Below are 16939 nucleotides of genomic sequence, written 5' to 3' on the forward strand. Positions count from 1 at the left end.
CCATGGCCACTGCCGCACCCTGCCTTTCCGAAATTCCGCGCGATGCACTCCAGGCGCAATTCCGGGCGGAGGTGCTGCAAGGCCTGTCCCAACCGCGCAAGGCGATCCCCGCCCGCTGGTTCTACGACCGGCGCGGCAGCGAATTGTTCGAGGAAATCACCCAGCTCGAGGAATACTATCCCACGCGCACCGAGATCGGCATACTCACCGACCGGCAGGACGAAATCGGCCGCGCCGTCGGTTCGGGCCGGGTGATCGTTGAATTCGGCGCGGGCAGCGCGACCAAGACGCCGCTTCTGCTCGATGCCGCGGCGCCCAGCGCCTATCTGCCCATCGACATTTCCGGCGACTTCCTGCGCGATGCCTGCGGCCCGCTGGAGGACTCCTATCCCGAACTGCCGATCGTACCCGCCGAGGCCGATTTCATGCAGCCCATCGCGATAGAGGCGCTGCTGCCCGATGGGATGGAGCAGGAACAACGGCTGGGTTTCTTTCCGGGCTCGACCATCGGCAACATGGAACCGCGCGCGGCGATAGATCTGCTGCGCTCCATGCGGGAGACGCTGGGGCCGGACAGCCTGCTGCTGATCGGCATGGACCGGGTCAAACCGCGTCCGGTCCTCGAGGCGGCCTACGACGATGCGCGCGGGGTGACGGCCGCCTTCAACCTCAACCTGGCCGCGCGGATCAACCGCGAGCTGGATGGATCGCTGCCCCTCGACGGCCTGCGTCATCGCGCCATATGGAACGACCGTCACGCGCGGATCGAGATGCATCTGGTAGCGCAGCGGGACATCGGTTTCGAAGTCTGCGGACGGCACTTCACCATGGACGAGGGCGAAACGATCCACACCGAGAACAGCCACAAGTACGACATGCGTAGCGCTGCGACACTGCTTCTTGGCGGCGGCTGGGAACCGCTCTCGACATGGTGCGATGAAGACAGCCGCTTCATGGTCGTCCTTGCCCGGGCGATGCGCAACGATCTTTCCGCCTGAGACCGTTCGCAAGCGAAGGGGCGGCTCTCAGGCGCTCAGGCCGCCGTTTATGCTGATCACTTGCCCGGTGATCCTGCGGGCCCTGTCGCCGCACAAGAACAGTGCAATCGGCGCGATATCCTCTGGCGTTGGCAGGCCGAGGCCGGCCCTTCGGGACACGCGCGACATGAATTCCGCGCCCTTGCGCCGGGAGGTGTCGGTTCCAGCGACATAGCTTGGCGAGATCGCGTGAGCCCGAATCCCGTCGTGCGCGGCCTCGATGGCGAAGTTTCGGATGAAGCCGATGGTCGCGGCGCGCGCCGCGCCGACGAGGGTCTGGCGGCGTGCGGCATGGATTCCGGCATCGGAAACGAATGCGATCAGCGTTCCGCCTTCCTGCGCGAGAAAGGCATATGCGGCATGGGCCAGCCTCTCGAACCAGCCCACCGAGACGTCGAGAAACTCCGTGAAGACATCGGGCGAAGTCTCTGGAAACAGGCCGGTTATACCCATCGGTCCGCAAGCCGTGCAGTCGATCACCGCGTCGATCCGGCCGAAGTGTTCGGCCACTTCCGCGACGAGCGTTTCGGCGGCCTCGTCCTCCCGGATATCCGCAATGAACCCGTCTATCGTGCCCTGGTCGGAAAGGCCGGCGACGAGGGCGTGAACCTTGTCCTCGCTGCGCCCGTGAACGGCGACCTTCCAGCCTTCGGCCAATGCCTCGCGCGCGATGGCGCTGCCGACCGAGCCGCTGCCCCCGGCCACCAGCAGGACCCGGCCGTCAGTCACTGTCGTACTGGTTGGCCCTGAGATCGTCCGGAGCGAGGTCGGAGAACTTGGTAATGCGCGCCTCGAAGCGCAGGCGCACCTTGCCGGTGGCGCCGTGGCGCTGCTTGGCGATGATCAGTTCGGACAGGCCGGTGACTTCTTCCATCTTCTGGCGCCAGGCTTCCCACTTGTCCTTGACGTCGGGGGAGTCCGTGTCGCTGGGGAACTTCGGCTCGGTCGCCTTCACGTAATAGTCTTCGCGGTAGACGAACCAGACCATGTCGGCGTCCTGCTCGATGGAGCCCGACTCGCGAAGGTCGGAAAGCATCGGGCGCTTGTCGTCGCGCTGTTCGACCGCACGCGAAAGCTGCGAAAGGGCGATCACCGGAACGTGAAGTTCCTTCGCCAGGGTCTTGAGACCGCGCGAAATTTCCGAAATCTCGTTGACGCGGTTGTCGGTCGCGCGGCCAGAGCCCGAAAGGAGCTGCAGGTAGTCGATGATGACGAGGCCGATGTCGTGGCGGCGCTTCAGGCGGCGGGCACGAGTACGTAGCGCGGCGATGGAAAGGCCGGGCGTATCGTCGATGAACAGGGGCAGTTCCGCCAGTCGCTGGCTGGCGAAGGAAAGCTGCTGGAAGTCCTCGCGGCTGATCTTGCCCATGCGCAACGCTTCGGAACTGATGCCCGACTGTTCGGCGAGGATACGCGTGGCGAGCTGGTCGGCGCTCATTTCCAGGCTGAAGAAGGCAACCGCCGCACCCACCGACTTTTCGGTCTCGATGCCGTCCGCATGGTCGCGCTGCAGCCGGTCGGCGGCGTTGAAGGCGATGTTGGTGACGAGCGAGGTCTTGCCCATGCCGGGACGTCCGGCGAGGATGATGAGGTCGGAATCGTGCAGGCCGCCGATCTTCTGGTTGACCGAAGTAAGGCCGGTGGTCTTGCCCGAGATGTGGCCGCCCGAATTGAACGCCTTCTCGATGGCCGAAATGGCGGTGCGGGTGGCGACGCCGAAGCTCTGCGCCTCATTCGCGGTCGCGGCGCCTTCCGCCACCTTGTAGAGCGCAGCCTCGGCCTGTTCGATCTGCTCCATCGGCTCGACCGATTCGGAGGTGTCCATGGCCCCTTCGACGAGGCCGCGGCCGACCGAGATCAGTTCGCGCAGGAGCGCAAGGTCGTAGATCTGTTCGGCCAGTTCGCGCGGGGCCAGCAGGCCCTGTCCATCGGCAGTCAGGCGGGCGAGGTAGGAAACGCCGCCCAGCGCCTTGAGCTGTTCGTCCGCTTCGAAATACGGCCGCAACGTGACCGGGGTAACCACCGCCTTGCGGTCCAGCAGTCCCAGGATACGCTCGTAGATGCGGGCATGGACGGGTTCGAAGAAGTGTTGCGGCCCAAGCTGGGTCTGCAGTTCCTCGATCACGCGGTTGTCGATCAGGACCGCGCCCAGGAACGCGGCCTCGGCCTCGACGTTGGAGGGCAGGGCCCGCACTTGGGCGGAATCGTTGGTATCGGAGACCCGAAGTAGAAGCTGTTCTTGCGACATGAGGAGGTCGACAATGCTCTTCTCGAGTGCTGCCAGCAAGCCACGAGTGTTGCCATTTTCATCCACAGCTTGTGGAAGGATACGGAACGGCTTGCCCGCCCATGCTGCAAGCGCGTAAAGGCCGTTCGCATCATGGCGGACCCGCGCATCACGCATATCGAACTCGACGACGCGACCATTCTGTGGCGCAACGCCGATATCGAGCAGGAACGGCGTATCGCCATCTTCGATCTTATCGAAGACAATATTTTCAAGCCGATACGCGCATTCGAGGCCGGTCACGAAGGCCCTTACCACCTGCGGCTTTCGGTTCGGGACGGGCGCCTTTCGCTGGAAATCTCGGACGAGAAGGGCGCCGCGCTGGAGACGATGGTGCTGGGACTCGCGCGATTCCGCCGTCCCATCCGCGAATACTTCGCGATCTGCGAAAGCTACTACCAGGCGATTCGCAAGGCGACACCGCAGGAAATAGAAACGATCGACATGGCCCGGCGCGGCGTCCACAACGAGGCGGCCGAACTGCTCGTCGAACGGCTCGAGGGGAAGATCGAGACCGACTTTCCCACGGCAAGGCGGCTTTTCACCCTGATCTGCGTCCTGCATATCCGCGGTTGAGGGGGCAGGACATGGCACGAAGAAAAAGCGCCGGAAGGGCGCGGGCAGGCGGCACCGGCTGGAAGCTGCGGCTGCTTGGCGCGGTCCTGCTCATCGCGATCGTCGCAGGTGCCTGGGGCTGGTGGCACTTGCGCCACTGGACGCCGGATCGCGCGATCTATCCGGTGCAGGGCGTGGAGATCGGCGTCGACGACGGCCCGGTGAACTGGAAGTCGATCAAGGCCATCGGCGCCGACTTCGCCTATATCGACGCCAGCGCCAGCGCATTTGCCCGCGATCCGCGTTTCGTGGAGAATTTCGAGGCTGCAAGGGCAATCGGCATGCAGGTGGGCGCGGTTCACCGCTACGATCCTTGCCAGCCGGCGGAAAAGCAGGCGGCGAATTTCGTCACCACGGTGCCGCGCGATGCGGATCTGTTGCCGCCGGTCGTCGATCTCGAGATGCTGGCCGGCGACTGCCCGGTGAAAGTATCCGACGCCAAAGTCGAAAGCGAACTGATGACTTTCCTCAACCAGGTCGAGACCCATGCCGGCAAGGCGGTGATCCTGAAAGTCTCGCCCGGGTTCGAGTCGCGCTATCAGGTGGCCAACAAGCTCGACCGCAACCTCTGGCTCATGCGCGACCGCTTGCTGCCGGATTATGGCGGGCGCCCTTGGACGCTGTGGACGGCGAACGGTGCGCTGGCAAACGAGGTGGCGGCCGACGGCCTGCGCTGGGTCGTCGTGCAGCCATGAGCTTGGCGCCGGACCGTGAGGCCCTGATCGCGGCGGCCCGCGAGGCGGCGGGGCTGGCCTATGCGCCCTATTCGAAGTTCCATGTCGGCGCCGCACTGCTTTTCGCGGACGGCTCGGTGGTGACCGGCGCCAATGTCGAAAACGCGAGTTACGGCCTGTCGCTGTGCGCAGAGACGGTGGCTTCGGCGAAAGTCCTGTCCTCCGGCGGGAGCGGCGGATTGATCGCCGTGGCGGTGACAGGCGGCGTGCCCGGCCAGCCGGGCAGCGGGGCCACGGTCACGCCATGCGGGCGCTGCCGGCAGGTCCTCAACGAACTGGCGCAGCTGGGCGGCACCGATCCGCTCATCTGGTGCGATGGCGATAACGGCGGGCTTGAGCTGCGCCTGTCCGAACTGCTGCCCCACGCCTTCGGTCCCGCCAATCTGGGGTAACCGAAGGCGGCAGGCGCGGCGAAGTCAGCGGGCGTTCAGCCTTCGCGTTCGATCAGCCATTCCAGCAGGGCCCCAAGGCAGTCGCGGCCCAGTTGCATCGAGCGTTCCGGGCTCCATTCCTGTTTCGGGTCGGCGGCCGGGTTGTGGTCCTTGAACGGCATTTCCAGCGTCATCGCGACGCAGCCGAAGCGTTCGGCAAGCTGGTTCGTCGACATCGCCAGATTGCCCTTGCCGGGCCGCGCGACCGGGTAACCGAGCTTGGTCTGGAAATCGGGCGTGCGCCGTTCCAGCAGGGCGGCGTAGCGGTCATACCCTTCCTTCTGCTCGGGCTTGAGCGAGGGGATGCCCTCGAACCCTGCCAGGAATACGGCGGGAATCGCTTCGTCGCCATGCACGTCCATGGCGAAGTCGACCCCGCTGGCGTCCATGGCCTTGCGGATCGCCAGCACTTCGGGCGAACGTCCGGCGCTCGGCTCGTCCCATTCGCGGTTGAGGTTCACGCCCGCGGCATTGGTGCGCAAGTGGCCGCGGCGCGAACCGTCGGGGTTGGAATTTGGCACGACATGCAGGCGGCAGCGACGGCGCAGTTCGCGGCCCACCGAACTCGCCGGGTCGGCCAGCAGGTCCAGCGCGCCTTCCATCCACCATTCGGCCATCGATTCGCCCGGGTGCTGGCGCGCATAGAGCCAGACATGCACGGGGCCATCGCCCATCTCGAGGCAGTCGACCGGCTGACCGTCCAGGGTGGTGCCCAGGCAGCTGTAGGCGACGCCGTCCGCAGCCGCGATGCGCGCCACCAGGTCGTGGTGCCGCTCCATCGAATAGGGCGCGAAATAGGCGAACCAGGCAAGATCGCCTGAGGGGCGGTAGGTGATGGTGAGGGTGCCGCCGTCGCGGCTCTCGTCCCATTGTCCGGCGGCGCGGCCCCAGAACCGGCGATCTTCGCTGACGGCCGCGTTGTAGCTTGCCCAGCCCATCGGATAGGCCGAGCCGTTGAGGCCGGTGATCCGCAGCGTCACTTCGCGTCCCTGCGCGCCGCTGACGCGGAAGTGGAACCACTGGTAGAAGTCGGACTCGTGGTCGCGCCGGATGGCAAGGCGCGCCTCGGTACCGTCGATGGATAGGACTTCGATGTTGCCGGAATCGAATGCGGAGGTGATCTGGATCTCTGTCATTTCACGAGGATAGTTTCCCCGGACTGGCCCGGAAAGTCCTTGAACAGCGCTTCGGCCATTTTCGCGGCCCCCAGCGACGTCTGGGCGAGGGGAGACTTGCTGCTGACCGAGAACTGCGCGCGGCCTTCCCAGATGGTGCGGCCGCTTTCGCGTTCGCGGATCATCACGTGCATTTGCGTTTCCACTTGCGCAGGTGGCGGTCCGGACAGGTCGATGCCGAGACCGACGCCCAGTCCCGAGCCGTAACTGCCGGTGCTGCCGCCCACGCCGACCGATACCGGGCTGCCGTTGCGGACCGGGGCGAGGGTGTGGCGCTCGACGGACAGCTGTGCGACCTGCTGGCTGGGGGCCGCGCCGGGCAGGGGCGCGGTGTAGCCGACGCGGGTCAGTTCGCGCAGGACGGCGCCGGAGAAGGCACCGAATTCCATCCCGGCCTCCTGGCCTTCGGACGGTTCGACCGCGATCGTGCCCCGGCCCAGCGGAATCGCGCCGGCGGCATGAAACCGGGTGACTTCTACCGGTCCGACCGGCGCGACGCAGCCGCCCAGGAACAGGCTCGTCGCCAGGACGGCGGCGCCGCCAAAGGCTTGCAGGGTATGGCGCATATCAACCTCTCCGGTGCTCAGGCATGTGCCGGTGTGCCGCCTGCACCGGGAGGATGCAAGTCGCTCAGTTTTCAGGGACGGCTACCGGGTCCGCCTTGGGGAAATTGTCGAAGAGAGCGGTGGCCAGCTTGCTGGCGATGCGGTCGTCGCTCCAGTCTCCGTCGCCTTCGCGCGTGGCGATCGTGGCGTAGCCTTCCCACAGGACCTTGCCGCTGGCCTCGTCGACGATGCGCGTGTCGAGCCGGGTGGAAATCAGCGCGGCGCGCGGCTTGGTAAGGTCGATGTTGATGCCAAGGCCATAGGCCGAACCCCGATTGCTCACGCCCATGGCGGCGGTGCCGCTTACGGGACTGCGCTTTTCCTCGGCAGGGGCAAGCACTTGCCGGGTGATGCGCAGCCGGGCGACCTGCCCCGGCGTTGCGCCGGGATGGAGCGTGTCGTAGCCCGCACCGACCAGCGCGTTCTCGATTGCTGCTTCGTAAGTGGCCCGCTTGCCGGAATCGAACCAGGGGCCGTCGCCCGATTCCGATTCGACGGTGACCGGGCCGTGACCCAGGGCCGCGGCGGCATCGCCTTGGGCCGCGAAGCGGCTGACCTCTACCCGGCCCTCGCGCGAATCGCGGGACCGCGATGCGGCGCGCGCGGAAAGGCGGTCGGGATAGCGGTCCAGCGGATCGTCCCAGGCGGATCGGCCCCAGCCGGAACCCCAGCCCAGCGGCCGGGCGAAAGCCGGGATCGGCGCGAAGGCAGGGGATAGCGCCATGGCGGCCATGCCCGCGGCGAGAAGCGCGCGCTTGTGGTTGTGCATTACCGTCTTCTCTTTTTTCAAGTTCAGTGTCGTCGCGCCCGGCGATGGTATATGATGGCGTGCCATTGCCGGGCGATGAACGGAGCCTAAATCTCAGTCGGATGCCGCAGGAATTGCCCACCGGCGCTTGACTTTGCAGGCAGCGACCAGTAACGGCGCGGCTTCAATTTTCCGGCGGTCGGTAACCGCCCGACACACGCAGACGAGACAAACGATGAAGATTCGCAATAGCCTCAAGTCGCTCAAGGGCCGTCACCGTGACAACCGCGTGATCCGCCGTCGCGGCCGTACTTATGTCATCAACAAGACCAATCGCCGCTTCAAGGCGCGTCAGGGCTGATTCGTTTCGCCCATCCCTGTCGAACCCGGCAGGGATAACCGGCGGACCGGCCCATTGGTTCTGAAAGACATGAGGCCCCCGCCATTCGCGGGGGTCTTGTCTTGTCCGGAACAATCGAAGCCGTCGTTTTCGACGTGGGCCGGGTGCTCGTCCAGTGGGACATGCGCCGGCTCTTTGCGCAGCTGATCGACGATGCCGATCGGCTCGACTGGTTCATGACCCATGTCGTGACCGAGGAATGGCACTTCCTGCACGACGCCGGCCGCGACCTTGGCGAACTGGTCGCTGAGCGCAAGGCGCAGTTTCCCGGCAACGATCACCTGATCGACGCCTATGCCACCCGCTTTCTCGAGACCATTCCCGGCAATGTTCCGGGCAGCCACGAGATCGTGCGCGAACTGGCCGGGCGCGATGTGCCGCTTTTTGCCATCACCAATTTCGCCAGTCCGTTCTGGCGCGAGTACCGGGAGAGCGAGCCGCTGTTCGACCTGTTCGGCGACATCGTCGTTTCGGGCGACGAGAAGATCGCCAAGCCCGATGCGCGCATCTTCGAGATCGCCTCGCGCCGTTTCGGCCATGAGCCCGGCGCGATGATCTTCATCGACGACAATGCGGCAAACATCGAGGCTGCGGACAGGCTCGGCTGGAACGTCCATCACTTTACCGACGCGCCCCGGCTGCGCGAGGACCTGACGCGGCGCGGGCTGCTCTGAAGGCGCCGGCTCCGGTCAGCTGACCGGGAGCGGATCGGTCCGGTTTCGGCCGCTTTCGCGTGCAGAAAATTTATTTCGCAACTGCAGCGTAAACCCTTGGCAACTCCCCATCCATGTTGCATCACATGGACAAACGGGAGTCACAATGTCGGCTGCTAACAGTATCAAGTATGACGAGATGCTCGACGAGGACGGCTCGGTCCGTCCTGCCTACGCCGATTTCAGAAACTGGTACGACTCTCAGGACAAGGCCTGGCTGAAACGCCAGGACGCCGAGGCCGAAAGATTTTTTCGCCGCATCGGAATTACTTTCAACGTCTATGGCGACGATGCCGCCGAAGAGCGGCTGATCCCGTTCGACATGATCCCGCGGATCATCACCGCGCGCGAATGGCGCAAGCTGACGCGCGGGATCGAGCAGCGGGTGAGGGCGCTCAATGCCTTCCTGCAGGATCTCTACCACCGGCAGGAAATCATCCGATCCGGGCGCCTGCCGATCCACGCCCTGCGCAACAACGAGGCGTTCCTGACGCAGATGATCGGGTTCACGCCGCCGGGCGCGGTCTATACCCACATCGTCGGCATCGACCTCGTGCGCACCGGCCCCGAGGAATTCATGGTGCTGGAGGACAATGCCCGCACCCCGTCCGGCGTCTCGTACATGCTCGAGAACCGCGAGACGATGATGGCGATGTTCCCCGAGCTGTTTACCAGGATCCCGGTGCGACCGGTCTCGGACTATCCGCGCCGCCTTGCGCGCTCGCTGCGTGCCTGCGCGCCGCCGGCCTTCAAGGGCAGCAAGCGGCCGGTGGTCGCGGTGCTGACTCCGGGCATCTACAATTCGGCCTATTTCGAGCACGCCTTCCTGGCCGACCAGATGGGCGCGGAACTGGTGGAGGGCAGCGACCTTCGCGTCGTCGACGGCCGCGTCGCGATGCGCACCACCTGCGGCTACAAGGCGGTGGACGTGATCTACCGCCGTGTCGACGACGACTTCCTCGATCCGCTCAGCTTCAACAAGAACTCGGTTCTCGGCGTTGCCGGGATCATGGACGTCTATCGCGCCGGTGGCATCACGATCGCCAATGCGCCGGGCACGGGCATCGCCGACGACAAGGCGATCTACAGCTACATGCCCGAGATCGTCGAGTTCTACACCGGCGAGAAGCCGATCCTGGACAATGTGCCGACGTGGCGCTGCAGCGAGCCGGACTCGCTCGCCTACGTGCTCGACAACCTGAAGGACCTCGTCGTCAAGGAAGTCCATGGCTCGGGCGGCTACGGCATGCTCATCGGCCCGACGTCCTCGAAGAAGGAACTGGCGGCCTTCGAGGAGAAGCTGCGCGCCCGGCCGGAAAACTACATTGCCCAGCCGACGCTCTCGCTCTCGACGGTGCCGATCTTCACGAAGGAAGGGCTCGCCCCGCGCCACGTCGACTTGCGGCCCTTCGTACTGGTGTCGCCCGACGGCATCGACATCACGCCAGGCGGCCTGACCCGCGTGGCGCTCAAGAAAGGTTCCCTGGTAGTCAACTCGTCGCAGGGCGGGGGCACCAAGGACAGCTGGGTTCTGGACGAATAATGCTCGGTCGTGCTGCCTATGGCGTCTTCTGGATGGCCCGCTACCTTGAACGGGCGGAGAACACCGCGCGCCTGATCGACGTCGGTTTCCACCTTGCGCTGACCCGCGGGGACAAGGCCTCGCAGGACGAAGAGTGGAAATCGGTCCTCACCACCACCGGCCAGCTCGAAGCCTACAAGGCGGCGCACAAGGACATGACCGGACCGCAGGTGTTCAACTACCTGCTGCGCGACAGGGAGAACCCCGCCAGCGTCCTCAGGATGGTCGAAGCCGCCCGCACCAATGCGCGGGTCGTGCGCACAAGCATCACCAACGAGGTCTGGGAAGCCACCAACGACGGCTGGATGACCTTGAGCGAGATCCTCTCGCGCCCGGTTCGCGAGAGCAACCTGGGCGAAGTGCTCACCGCCGTTCGCGGTCAGGCGACCCTGGTGCGCGGCGCCATGGGCGGCTCGATGCTGCGCAACGACGTGTTCAACTTCGCGCGCATCGGCACTTTCATCGAGCGCGCGGACAACACTGCCCGCATTCTCGACGTGAAGTACTACGTCCTGCTGCCGTCCGTCGCCTGGGTCGGCTCCAGCCTCGACAATGCCCAGTGGGATACGCTGCTGCGCTCGGTTGCGGGCAGCCGCGCCTATTCCTGGCTCAACGCCGGTTCGATGGACCCGCGCGACATCGCCCGCTTCATGATCCTCGACGGGCAGTTCCCGCGCAGCCTGGTGTTCTGCTTCGAGAAGATCCGCAGCAACATGGCCGGGCTGGCCAAGCAGTACGGGCATGAGACCGGCGCTCACGAACTGCTGCGCAACGTCGGCGCGCGACTGCACCAGACGACGATCGAGGAGATCTTCGACATGGGTCTGCATGAGTTCCTTCAGGACTTCATCGGCAAGACCAACCTGATCGGCGACGCCATTGCCGCCGACTACCGCTTTATTGAATGAGGCTCGCCTAGTGCTCCTGACCGTAACGCACACGACCCGTTATGCATTCGCCGACAGTGTCACGCACGGTTTGCAGCGCCTGAGATTGAAACCCAAGTCCACCCACGGCCAGGAAGTGATCGAGTGGGACATGGACCTTTCCGGCGCAAAGCGCGAAGCCGAGTATGACGACCAGCACCACAATCATACCGAACTGGTCTCGATAGAACCGGGGGTGCCGGAAGTCGTCGTGACCTGCCGCGGGACGGTGCGCACGATGGACAACAACGGCGTCACCGGACAGCACACCGGGCACATGCCGCTCTGGTGCTTCCTGCGCCCGACGCCCCTGACGCGCGCAGGCAACAGGGTTCGCTCGCTGGTCGCCTCGATCGGGGTCGACCGTCACGATACGCTCAACTACCTTCATGCCCTGTCTCACGCCATTGCAGAGCAGGTCGAGTACCTTCCGGGCACGACCGACGTCACCACCACCGCGGAACAGTCGCTGACCGCGGGGCAGGGCGTGTGCCAGGACCACGCCCACATCTTCATCAGCGCCGGACGGCTCCTCGACATCCCGATGCGCTACGTCGGCGGTTACCTGTTGATGGACGAGAAAGTGGAGCAGGAGGCCGGCCACGGCTGGGCCGAAGCCTACGTGCAGGGGCTGGGCTGGGTCGGTTTCGACATCTCCAACGCGATCTGTCCCGATGAACGCTATATCCGGGTCGCTACCGGCTGCGACTACAGCGAGGCCGCCCCGGTCACCGGAATCGCCATCGGTGCTGGGGAAACGCAGCTCGATGTGCATTTGTCGGTCGGCCAGAAGATGCTAGGGGGACAGCAGCAGTCCTCGCCAGGCGGGCAGCAGCAGCAGATGCAGGGTCGCTGAGCGGCCGCTCAGGGCGCTGTGCCGGGCGGGGTCGCTGAAGCGGTTGCAGGGGCTTAGAATTCCATGACCTATTGCGTGGGCATGATGTTGGAACGTGGCCTCGTGCTCATGAGCGACACGCGGACCAATTCAGGCGTCGACAATATCTCCACCTTCCGCAAGATGTTCCACTGGGAAGTGCCCGGGGAGCGCATCATCGCGGTGATGTCGGCGGGCAATCTGGCAACCACGCAGGCCGTCGTCAGCCAGCTTGAAGAGCGTAACAAGGCGCCTTCCGATCGTCACAATTCGCTGCTCGATGCCGAATCGATGTTCCAGGTGGCGACCATCGTGGGCAATCTCCTGCAGGACACCATCGCCGTGCGCGCCGCCGACAACGGGCAGAGCGCAGCGGGAACCTTCAGCGCCTCGCTGATCGTCGCAGGGCAGATCAAGGGCATGGAGCCGCGTCTCTTCCTGATCTACCCGGAAGGCAATTTCATCGAGGCTAGCTTCGACACGCCTTTCTTCCAGATCGGCGAAACCAAGTACGGGCGCCCGATCCTCATTCGCGGCTACGAGCCCAAGATGAGCTTCGAGAATGCAGTCAAGCTGATGACCGTATCCTTCGATTCGACGCTCAAGGCGAACTTGTCGGTCGGCATGCCACTCGATCTGCTGGTGATCGAACGCGACACTTTCACGCCGCTGCACGAACGCCGCATCGAATGGGACGATCCCTATTTCCAGGCGATCTCTACCGGCTGGGGCGAAGCCTTGCGCCAGGCGCTGGACGCCTTGCCGGACTATCACATGGATACTGCCCTGCAGACGGCGGCGGAGTGAGCCTGCTGCTTGGCCGGGGTTTCACTGGGCCTCGGCGTCATCCTGAACCCGTTGCAGGATTCATGTCTGCGGATGGGACGGCAGTGCCCAAGGCAAGATAGATCCTGCAACAGGTTCAGGATGACGCGTGAGGGCAGGGGTGATCCTGTCCATTTCACCATGCGTCCTGGCCTGCAGGCCCGGTTCAGCCTGAGCGCAGGTTGCTGCCTGCACATCCAAGCGTGAAGCCAGCGGCAGAGCCGCCTATCTATCGGCAGAAATTCGCCCCGTCGGCTTCCAGGTGGAAGTGATTGCGGTGTGCCGCATTGTACTGCGGGCCAAGGACGGTTCCGAATCGCTTGCACGCGCTCTGGTGCACGACGCGCAGGAACCGGCGTTCGGCATCGGTCCCGCCGTCCCAGTCGTCCAGCACGCTGATCCGGCGCCCGTCGTCGAGCACGAAGGCGGAAACGTCGATGGCATTGGCGGTGGCATGACCGGAGCGGCGGTTGGTCCCCGCGACATTGCGGCAACTGTAGCTGCCGTAGGTCTCGATTCGCATGACCCGGCTGCCGAGGATCTGTTCGGCCGCGCGGTCGACGCCGAATCGGGCCCAGCCGGCAAAGTCGGTTGCCACCGAGCAGGTGACGGGACCGAGATTCGACAATTCGAGAGATGCCGTATCGCTGCGCAGGCTGGCGAGCCGGACCGTGCCGACATTGGAGCAGCCCTGGCCGAAATACTGGTCGGGCAGGGGCGTGAACGAGGCGTGCTGTGCGCCCAGTTCGGAAAGGCACTGGCGGTAGGCCGGACGCGGGCTGAGAGTGCCGGAAGCGGGGCGCGAGGCCGTCTTTTGCGTGGCCTGGGGAATGTCCATGCAGGCGACGAGCGGGGCCAGCAGCGGCAGGATGAGCAGGAGTCTGCGCATGAACAAAGTCTCGCAGGGATTGGTTAACAGAATATTGCCAAGGCCATCGGGTCTCGGTCTTTGCGATGAAGCGAGCGCAGGCTTCACCATCAGGGGCATGCGTTATCCACTGCAATGCGATTGACAATTTCGGGTGGGAGACTAGAGGCGGCTCCGGGCCACGCGGTCCCAACGCCGCGCGAGCTCTCTGCAAGGAGAGTCTTTATGACTGATATTACGATACCGACGCGCAAGCCTGCGCGTCCGCACTTCTCTTCCGGTCCCTGCGCCAAGCCGCCGGGCTACTCCCCCGAAAAACTCAGCGTCGAATCGCTTGGCCGCTCGCACCGCGCCAAGATCGGCAAGTCGCGCCTTCAGTACTGCATCGACCTGATGCGCGAAGTGCTGCAGCTGCCCGAGACGCATCGCATCGGTATCGTCCCCGGTTCGGACACCGGCGCGTTCGAAATGGCCATGTGGACCATGCTCGGCGCGCGCGGCGTGACGACGCTGGCTTGGGAAAGCTTCGGTGAGGGTTGGGTCACCGATGCCGTCAAGCAGCTCAAGCTGGATCCGACCGTGATCCGCGCCGACTACGGCCAGTTGCCGGATCTTTCGCAGGTGGATTGGAGCAACGACGTGCTCTTCACCTGGAATGGCACCACTTCGGGCGTTCGCGTTCCGAATGCCGACTGGATCCCGGCCGACCGCGAGGGCCTGTCCTTCGCCGACTCGACTTCCGCCGTTTTCGCCTACGACATCGACTGGTCGAAGATCGACGTCGCCACCTTCTCCTGGCAGAAGGTTCTGGGCGGCGAAGGCGGCCACGGCGTCCTGATCCTCGGCCCGCGTGCCGTCGAGCGCCTTGAAAGCTACACCCCGTCCTGGCCGCTGCCGAAGGTCTTCCGTCTCACCAAGGGCGGCAAGCTGACCGAAGGCGTGTTCAAAGGCGAGACGATCAACACCCCCTCGATGCTTGCTGTCGAGGACGCGATCTTCGCTCTCGAGTGGGCCAAGTCGCTGGGTGGTCTTGAAGGGCTGAAGGCCCGTTCCGACGCCAATGCCGCTGCGCTCGACAAGATCGTTGCGGAGCGTGACTGGCTCGGTCATCTCGCTGCCGATCCGGCCAGCCGTTCGAAGACCTCGGTCTGCCTGACGGTCGAAGGCGCCGACACCGACTTCATCAAGAAGTTCGCGGCGGTCCTCGAAAAGGAAGGCGCTGCCTTCGACGTAGCCGGTTACCGCGACGCCCCGGCGGGCCTGCGCATCTGGTGCGGCGCCACTGTCGACACCCAGGACATCGAGGATCTCGGTCCCTGGCTCGACTACGCCTACGCCACCGTCAAGGCCGGCTAAGCCAATCAATTCGTCATCCCCGCGAAGGCGGGGATCCATACTACCTCAAGGTTAGACGCAAGGGCGGATAGAATGTCCGCGCTTGCGGGAATGACGAGGAAAGACATGACCACCAAGCCCAAAGTCCTCATTTCCGACAAGATGGACCCCAATGCCGCGCGCATCTTCGAGATCCGCGGTTGCGACGTCGACGTGATCACCGGCGAAACGCCGGAACAGCTCATTGCCCGTATCGGCGACTACGACGGCCTTGCCATCCGTTCCTCGACCAAGGTTACCAAGGAGGTTCTCGCCGCGGCGAAGAACCTCAAGGTGATCGGCCGCGCCGGCATCGGCGTCGACAACGTCGACATCCCGGCTGCTTCGTCGCAGGGCGTCGTCGTGATGAACACGCCGTTCGGCAACTCGATCACCACGGCCGAACACGCCATCGCCCTGATGTTCGCTCTGGCCCGCCAGCTTCCCGAAGCAAACGCGCAGACGCAAGCGGGCCTGTGGCCGAAGAACGGCTTCATGGGCGTTGAAGTCACCGGCAAGACCCTCGGCCTCATCGGCGCGGGCAACATCGGTTCGATCGTCGCCAGCCGTGCGCTGGGCCTGAAGATGAAGGTAGCCGCCTTCGACCCGTTCCTCACGCCTGAGCGCGCCGTGGAAATGGGTGTCGAGAAGGTCGACCTCGACACGCTGCTCGACCGTGCCGACTTCATCACGCTGCACACGCCGCTGACCGACCAGACCCGCAACATCCTGAGCCGCGAGAACCTCGCCAAGACCAAGAAGGGCGTGCGCATCATCAACTGTGCGCGTGGCGGCCTGGTCGACGAACAAGCGCTCAAGGACCTGCTCGACTCCGGCCATATCGCCGGTGCGGCTCTCGACGTGTTCGTCACCGAGCCGGCCAAGGAATCGCCGCTGTTCGGTACCCCGAACTTCATCTGCACCCCGCACCTCGGCGCTTCGACCAACGAAGCGCAGGTCAACGTGGCGCTGCAGGTGGCCGAGCAGATGGCCGACTACCTCGTCAACGGCGGCGTCACCAACGCGCTGAACATGCCGTCGCTCTCGGCCGAGGAAGCGCCGAAGCTCAAGCCCTACATGGCGCTTGCCGAACAGCTGGGCAGCCTCGTCGGCCAGCTCACGCATGACTCGGTTCCGCGGATCTCGATCCACACCGAGGGCGCTGCAGCCGAACTGAATATGAAGCCGATTGCAGCCGCCGTGCTCGCCGGCTTCCTGCGTGTCCAGTCGGACTCGGTGAACATGGTCAACGCCCCGTACCTCGCCAAGGAGCGCGGTCTGGAAGTGCGTGAGGTCAAGACCGAGCGCGAAGGCGACTACCACACCCTGATCCGCGTCTCGGTGAAGACCGAAGCGGGCGAGCGTTCGGTGGCCGGCACGCTGTTCAATAACGTCGAGCCGCGCCTGGTCGAACTGTTCGGGATCAAGGTCGAAGCCGAACTGGCCGGGCACATGATGTACATCGTCAACCAGGACGCACCGGGCTTCATCGGCCGCATCGGTTCGCTGCTTGGCGAGAACGAGATCAACATCGGCACTTTCAACCTCGGTCGCCGTGAAGCCGGCGGCGAGGCCGTGCTTCTGCTCTCGGTCGACAGTGCCGTGCCGGAAGGCGTGCTCAAGCAGGCCTGCGAAGTGACGGGCGTGCGCATGGTCAAGGCGCTCTCGTTCTGATCGGAACGTAACAGCTCCCAATGCAAAGGGGCCGGTGCGTTGCACTGGCCCCTTTCTTTTTGGCGGGCAGA

At 64.7% G+C, this 16939-nt stretch carries 18 protein-coding genes; 12 read left to right on the top strand and 6 right to left on the bottom strand.

Annotated elements, in window-relative coordinates; all coding sequences use genetic code 11:
• The first annotated feature begins 2 nt into the window (after positions 1-2).
• A complete protein-coding gene (gene egtD / locus PP1Y_RS15845) occupies positions 3-998 on the top strand; it encodes an L-histidine N(alpha)-methyltransferase (protein WP_013833135.1) in 996 nt (331 codons plus the stop codon).
• A 27-nt stretch (positions 999-1025) separates the two neighbouring features.
• Here egtD and PP1Y_RS15850 read toward each other — a convergent pair whose 3' ends face one another.
• Positions 1026-1766 carry an SDR family NAD(P)-dependent oxidoreductase gene (locus tag PP1Y_RS15850; RefSeq protein WP_041558912.1) on the bottom strand — a complete coding sequence of 247 codons (741 nt, stop codon included), beginning with the start codon at positions 1764-1766 and terminating at the stop codon, positions 1026-1028.
• The gene (locus PP1Y_RS15855) at positions 1759-3285 is read right to left on the bottom strand and encodes a replicative DNA helicase (RefSeq protein ID WP_013833137.1); all 1527 of its coding nucleotides are present in this window, start codon (positions 3283-3285) and stop codon (positions 1759-1761) included. Before PP1Y_RS15855 ends, PP1Y_RS15850 begins: the two co-directional genes overlap by 8 nt.
• 132 nt (positions 3286-3417) lie before the next feature.
• Here PP1Y_RS15855 and PP1Y_RS15860 point away from each other — a divergent pair, with 132 nt between their 5' ends.
• Genes PP1Y_RS15860 through PP1Y_RS15870 form a run of 3 tightly spaced genes read left to right on the top strand, consistent with a single transcriptional unit; the run spans position 3418 to position 5065 of the window.
• On the top strand, positions 3418-3900 hold the full coding sequence (locus PP1Y_RS15860; protein ID WP_007011542.1) for a UPF0262 family protein: 483 nt from the start codon (positions 3418-3420) through the stop codon (positions 3898-3900).
• A gap of 11 nt (positions 3901-3911) precedes the next feature.
• Positions 3912-4634, top strand: coding sequence for a glycoside hydrolase family 25 protein (locus PP1Y_RS15865; protein WP_013833138.1), 723 nt, complete (start codon positions 3912-3914; stop codon positions 4632-4634).
• The gene (locus PP1Y_RS15870; protein WP_013833139.1) at positions 4631-5065 is read left to right on the top strand and encodes a cytidine deaminase; all 435 of its coding nucleotides are present in this window, start codon (positions 4631-4633) and stop codon (positions 5063-5065) included. The genes PP1Y_RS15865 and PP1Y_RS15870 overlap by 4 nt, the downstream gene beginning before the upstream one ends.
• Positions 5066-5100: 35 nt before the next feature.
• On the opposite strand, the gene PP1Y_RS15875 is transcribed toward PP1Y_RS15870, so the two are convergent.
• The 3 genes from PP1Y_RS15875 to PP1Y_RS15885 form a co-directional block, all read right to left on the bottom strand.
• Entirely contained in the window at positions 5101-6240 is a 1140-nt protein-coding gene (locus PP1Y_RS15875; protein WP_013833140.1) for a M14-type cytosolic carboxypeptidase, read from the bottom strand.
• On the bottom strand, positions 6237-6845 hold the full coding sequence (locus PP1Y_RS15880; protein ID WP_013833141.1) for a hypothetical protein: 609 nt from the start codon (positions 6843-6845) through the stop codon (positions 6237-6239). Before PP1Y_RS15880 ends, PP1Y_RS15875 begins: the two co-directional genes overlap by 4 nt.
• Before the next feature lie 64 nt (positions 6846-6909).
• A complete protein-coding gene (locus PP1Y_RS15885; protein ID WP_232512398.1) occupies positions 6910-7653 on the bottom strand; it encodes a DUF4136 domain-containing protein in 744 nt (247 codons plus the stop codon).
• Positions 7654-7867: 214 nt separating this feature from the next.
• Between PP1Y_RS15885 and ykgO the strand changes: the two genes are divergently transcribed.
• The 6 genes from ykgO to PP1Y_RS15915 all read left to right on the top strand — a co-directional run bounded on the left by ykgO (position 7868) and on the right by PP1Y_RS15915 (position 12934).
• Positions 7868-7993 (top strand): type B 50S ribosomal protein L36, encoded by a 126-nt coding sequence (ykgO, locus tag PP1Y_RS15890; protein WP_004210176.1) that lies wholly within the window; start codon positions 7868-7870, stop codon positions 7991-7993.
• Positions 7994-8094: 101 nt separating this feature from the next.
• Positions 8095-8706, top strand: a complete 612-nt coding sequence (locus tag PP1Y_RS15895) for an HAD family phosphatase (protein ID WP_013833143.1) — start codon at positions 8095-8097, stop codon at positions 8704-8706.
• A 145-nt stretch (positions 8707-8851) separates the two neighbouring features.
• Positions 8852-10288 (top strand): circularly permuted type 2 ATP-grasp protein, encoded by a 1437-nt coding sequence (locus tag PP1Y_RS15900; RefSeq protein ID WP_013833144.1) that lies wholly within the window; start codon positions 8852-8854, stop codon positions 10286-10288.
• The gene (locus PP1Y_RS15905) at positions 10288-11235 is read left to right on the top strand and encodes an alpha-E domain-containing protein (RefSeq protein ID WP_007011534.1); all 948 of its coding nucleotides are present in this window, start codon (positions 10288-10290) and stop codon (positions 11233-11235) included. Before PP1Y_RS15900 ends, PP1Y_RS15905 begins: the two co-directional genes overlap by 1 nt.
• A gap of 10 nt (positions 11236-11245) precedes the next feature.
• The gene (locus PP1Y_RS15910) at positions 11246-12109 is read left to right on the top strand and encodes a transglutaminase family protein (RefSeq protein ID WP_007011533.1); all 864 of its coding nucleotides are present in this window, start codon (positions 11246-11248) and stop codon (positions 12107-12109) included.
• A gap of 63 nt (positions 12110-12172) precedes the next feature.
• Complete coding sequence (locus tag PP1Y_RS15915; RefSeq protein ID WP_013833145.1) at positions 12173-12934, top strand: proteasome-type protease; 762 nt, start codon at positions 12173-12175, stop codon at positions 12932-12934.
• 247 nt (positions 12935-13181) lie between these two features.
• Here PP1Y_RS15915 and PP1Y_RS15920 read toward each other — a convergent pair whose 3' ends face one another.
• Positions 13182-13841: an extensin family protein gene (locus PP1Y_RS15920; protein WP_041559353.1), complete on the bottom strand. Its 660-nt coding sequence runs from the start codon at positions 13839-13841 to the stop codon at positions 13182-13184.
• A gap of 204 nt (positions 13842-14045) precedes the next feature.
• Here PP1Y_RS15920 and PP1Y_RS15925 point away from each other — a divergent pair, with 204 nt between their 5' ends.
• Entirely contained in the window at positions 14046-15176 is a 1131-nt protein-coding gene (locus PP1Y_RS15925) for a phosphoserine transaminase (protein WP_007011530.1), read from the top strand.
• Between the two features lie 105 nt (positions 15177-15281).
• Complete coding sequence (gene serA, locus PP1Y_RS15930; protein WP_013833147.1) at positions 15282-16868, top strand: phosphoglycerate dehydrogenase; 1587 nt, start codon at positions 15282-15284, stop codon at positions 16866-16868.
• Positions 16869-16939 lie beyond the last annotated feature (71 nt).

The organism is Novosphingobium sp. PP1Y (assembly GCF_000253255.1).
Taxonomy (GTDB): Bacteria; Pseudomonadota; Alphaproteobacteria; order Sphingomonadales; family Sphingomonadaceae; genus Novosphingobium.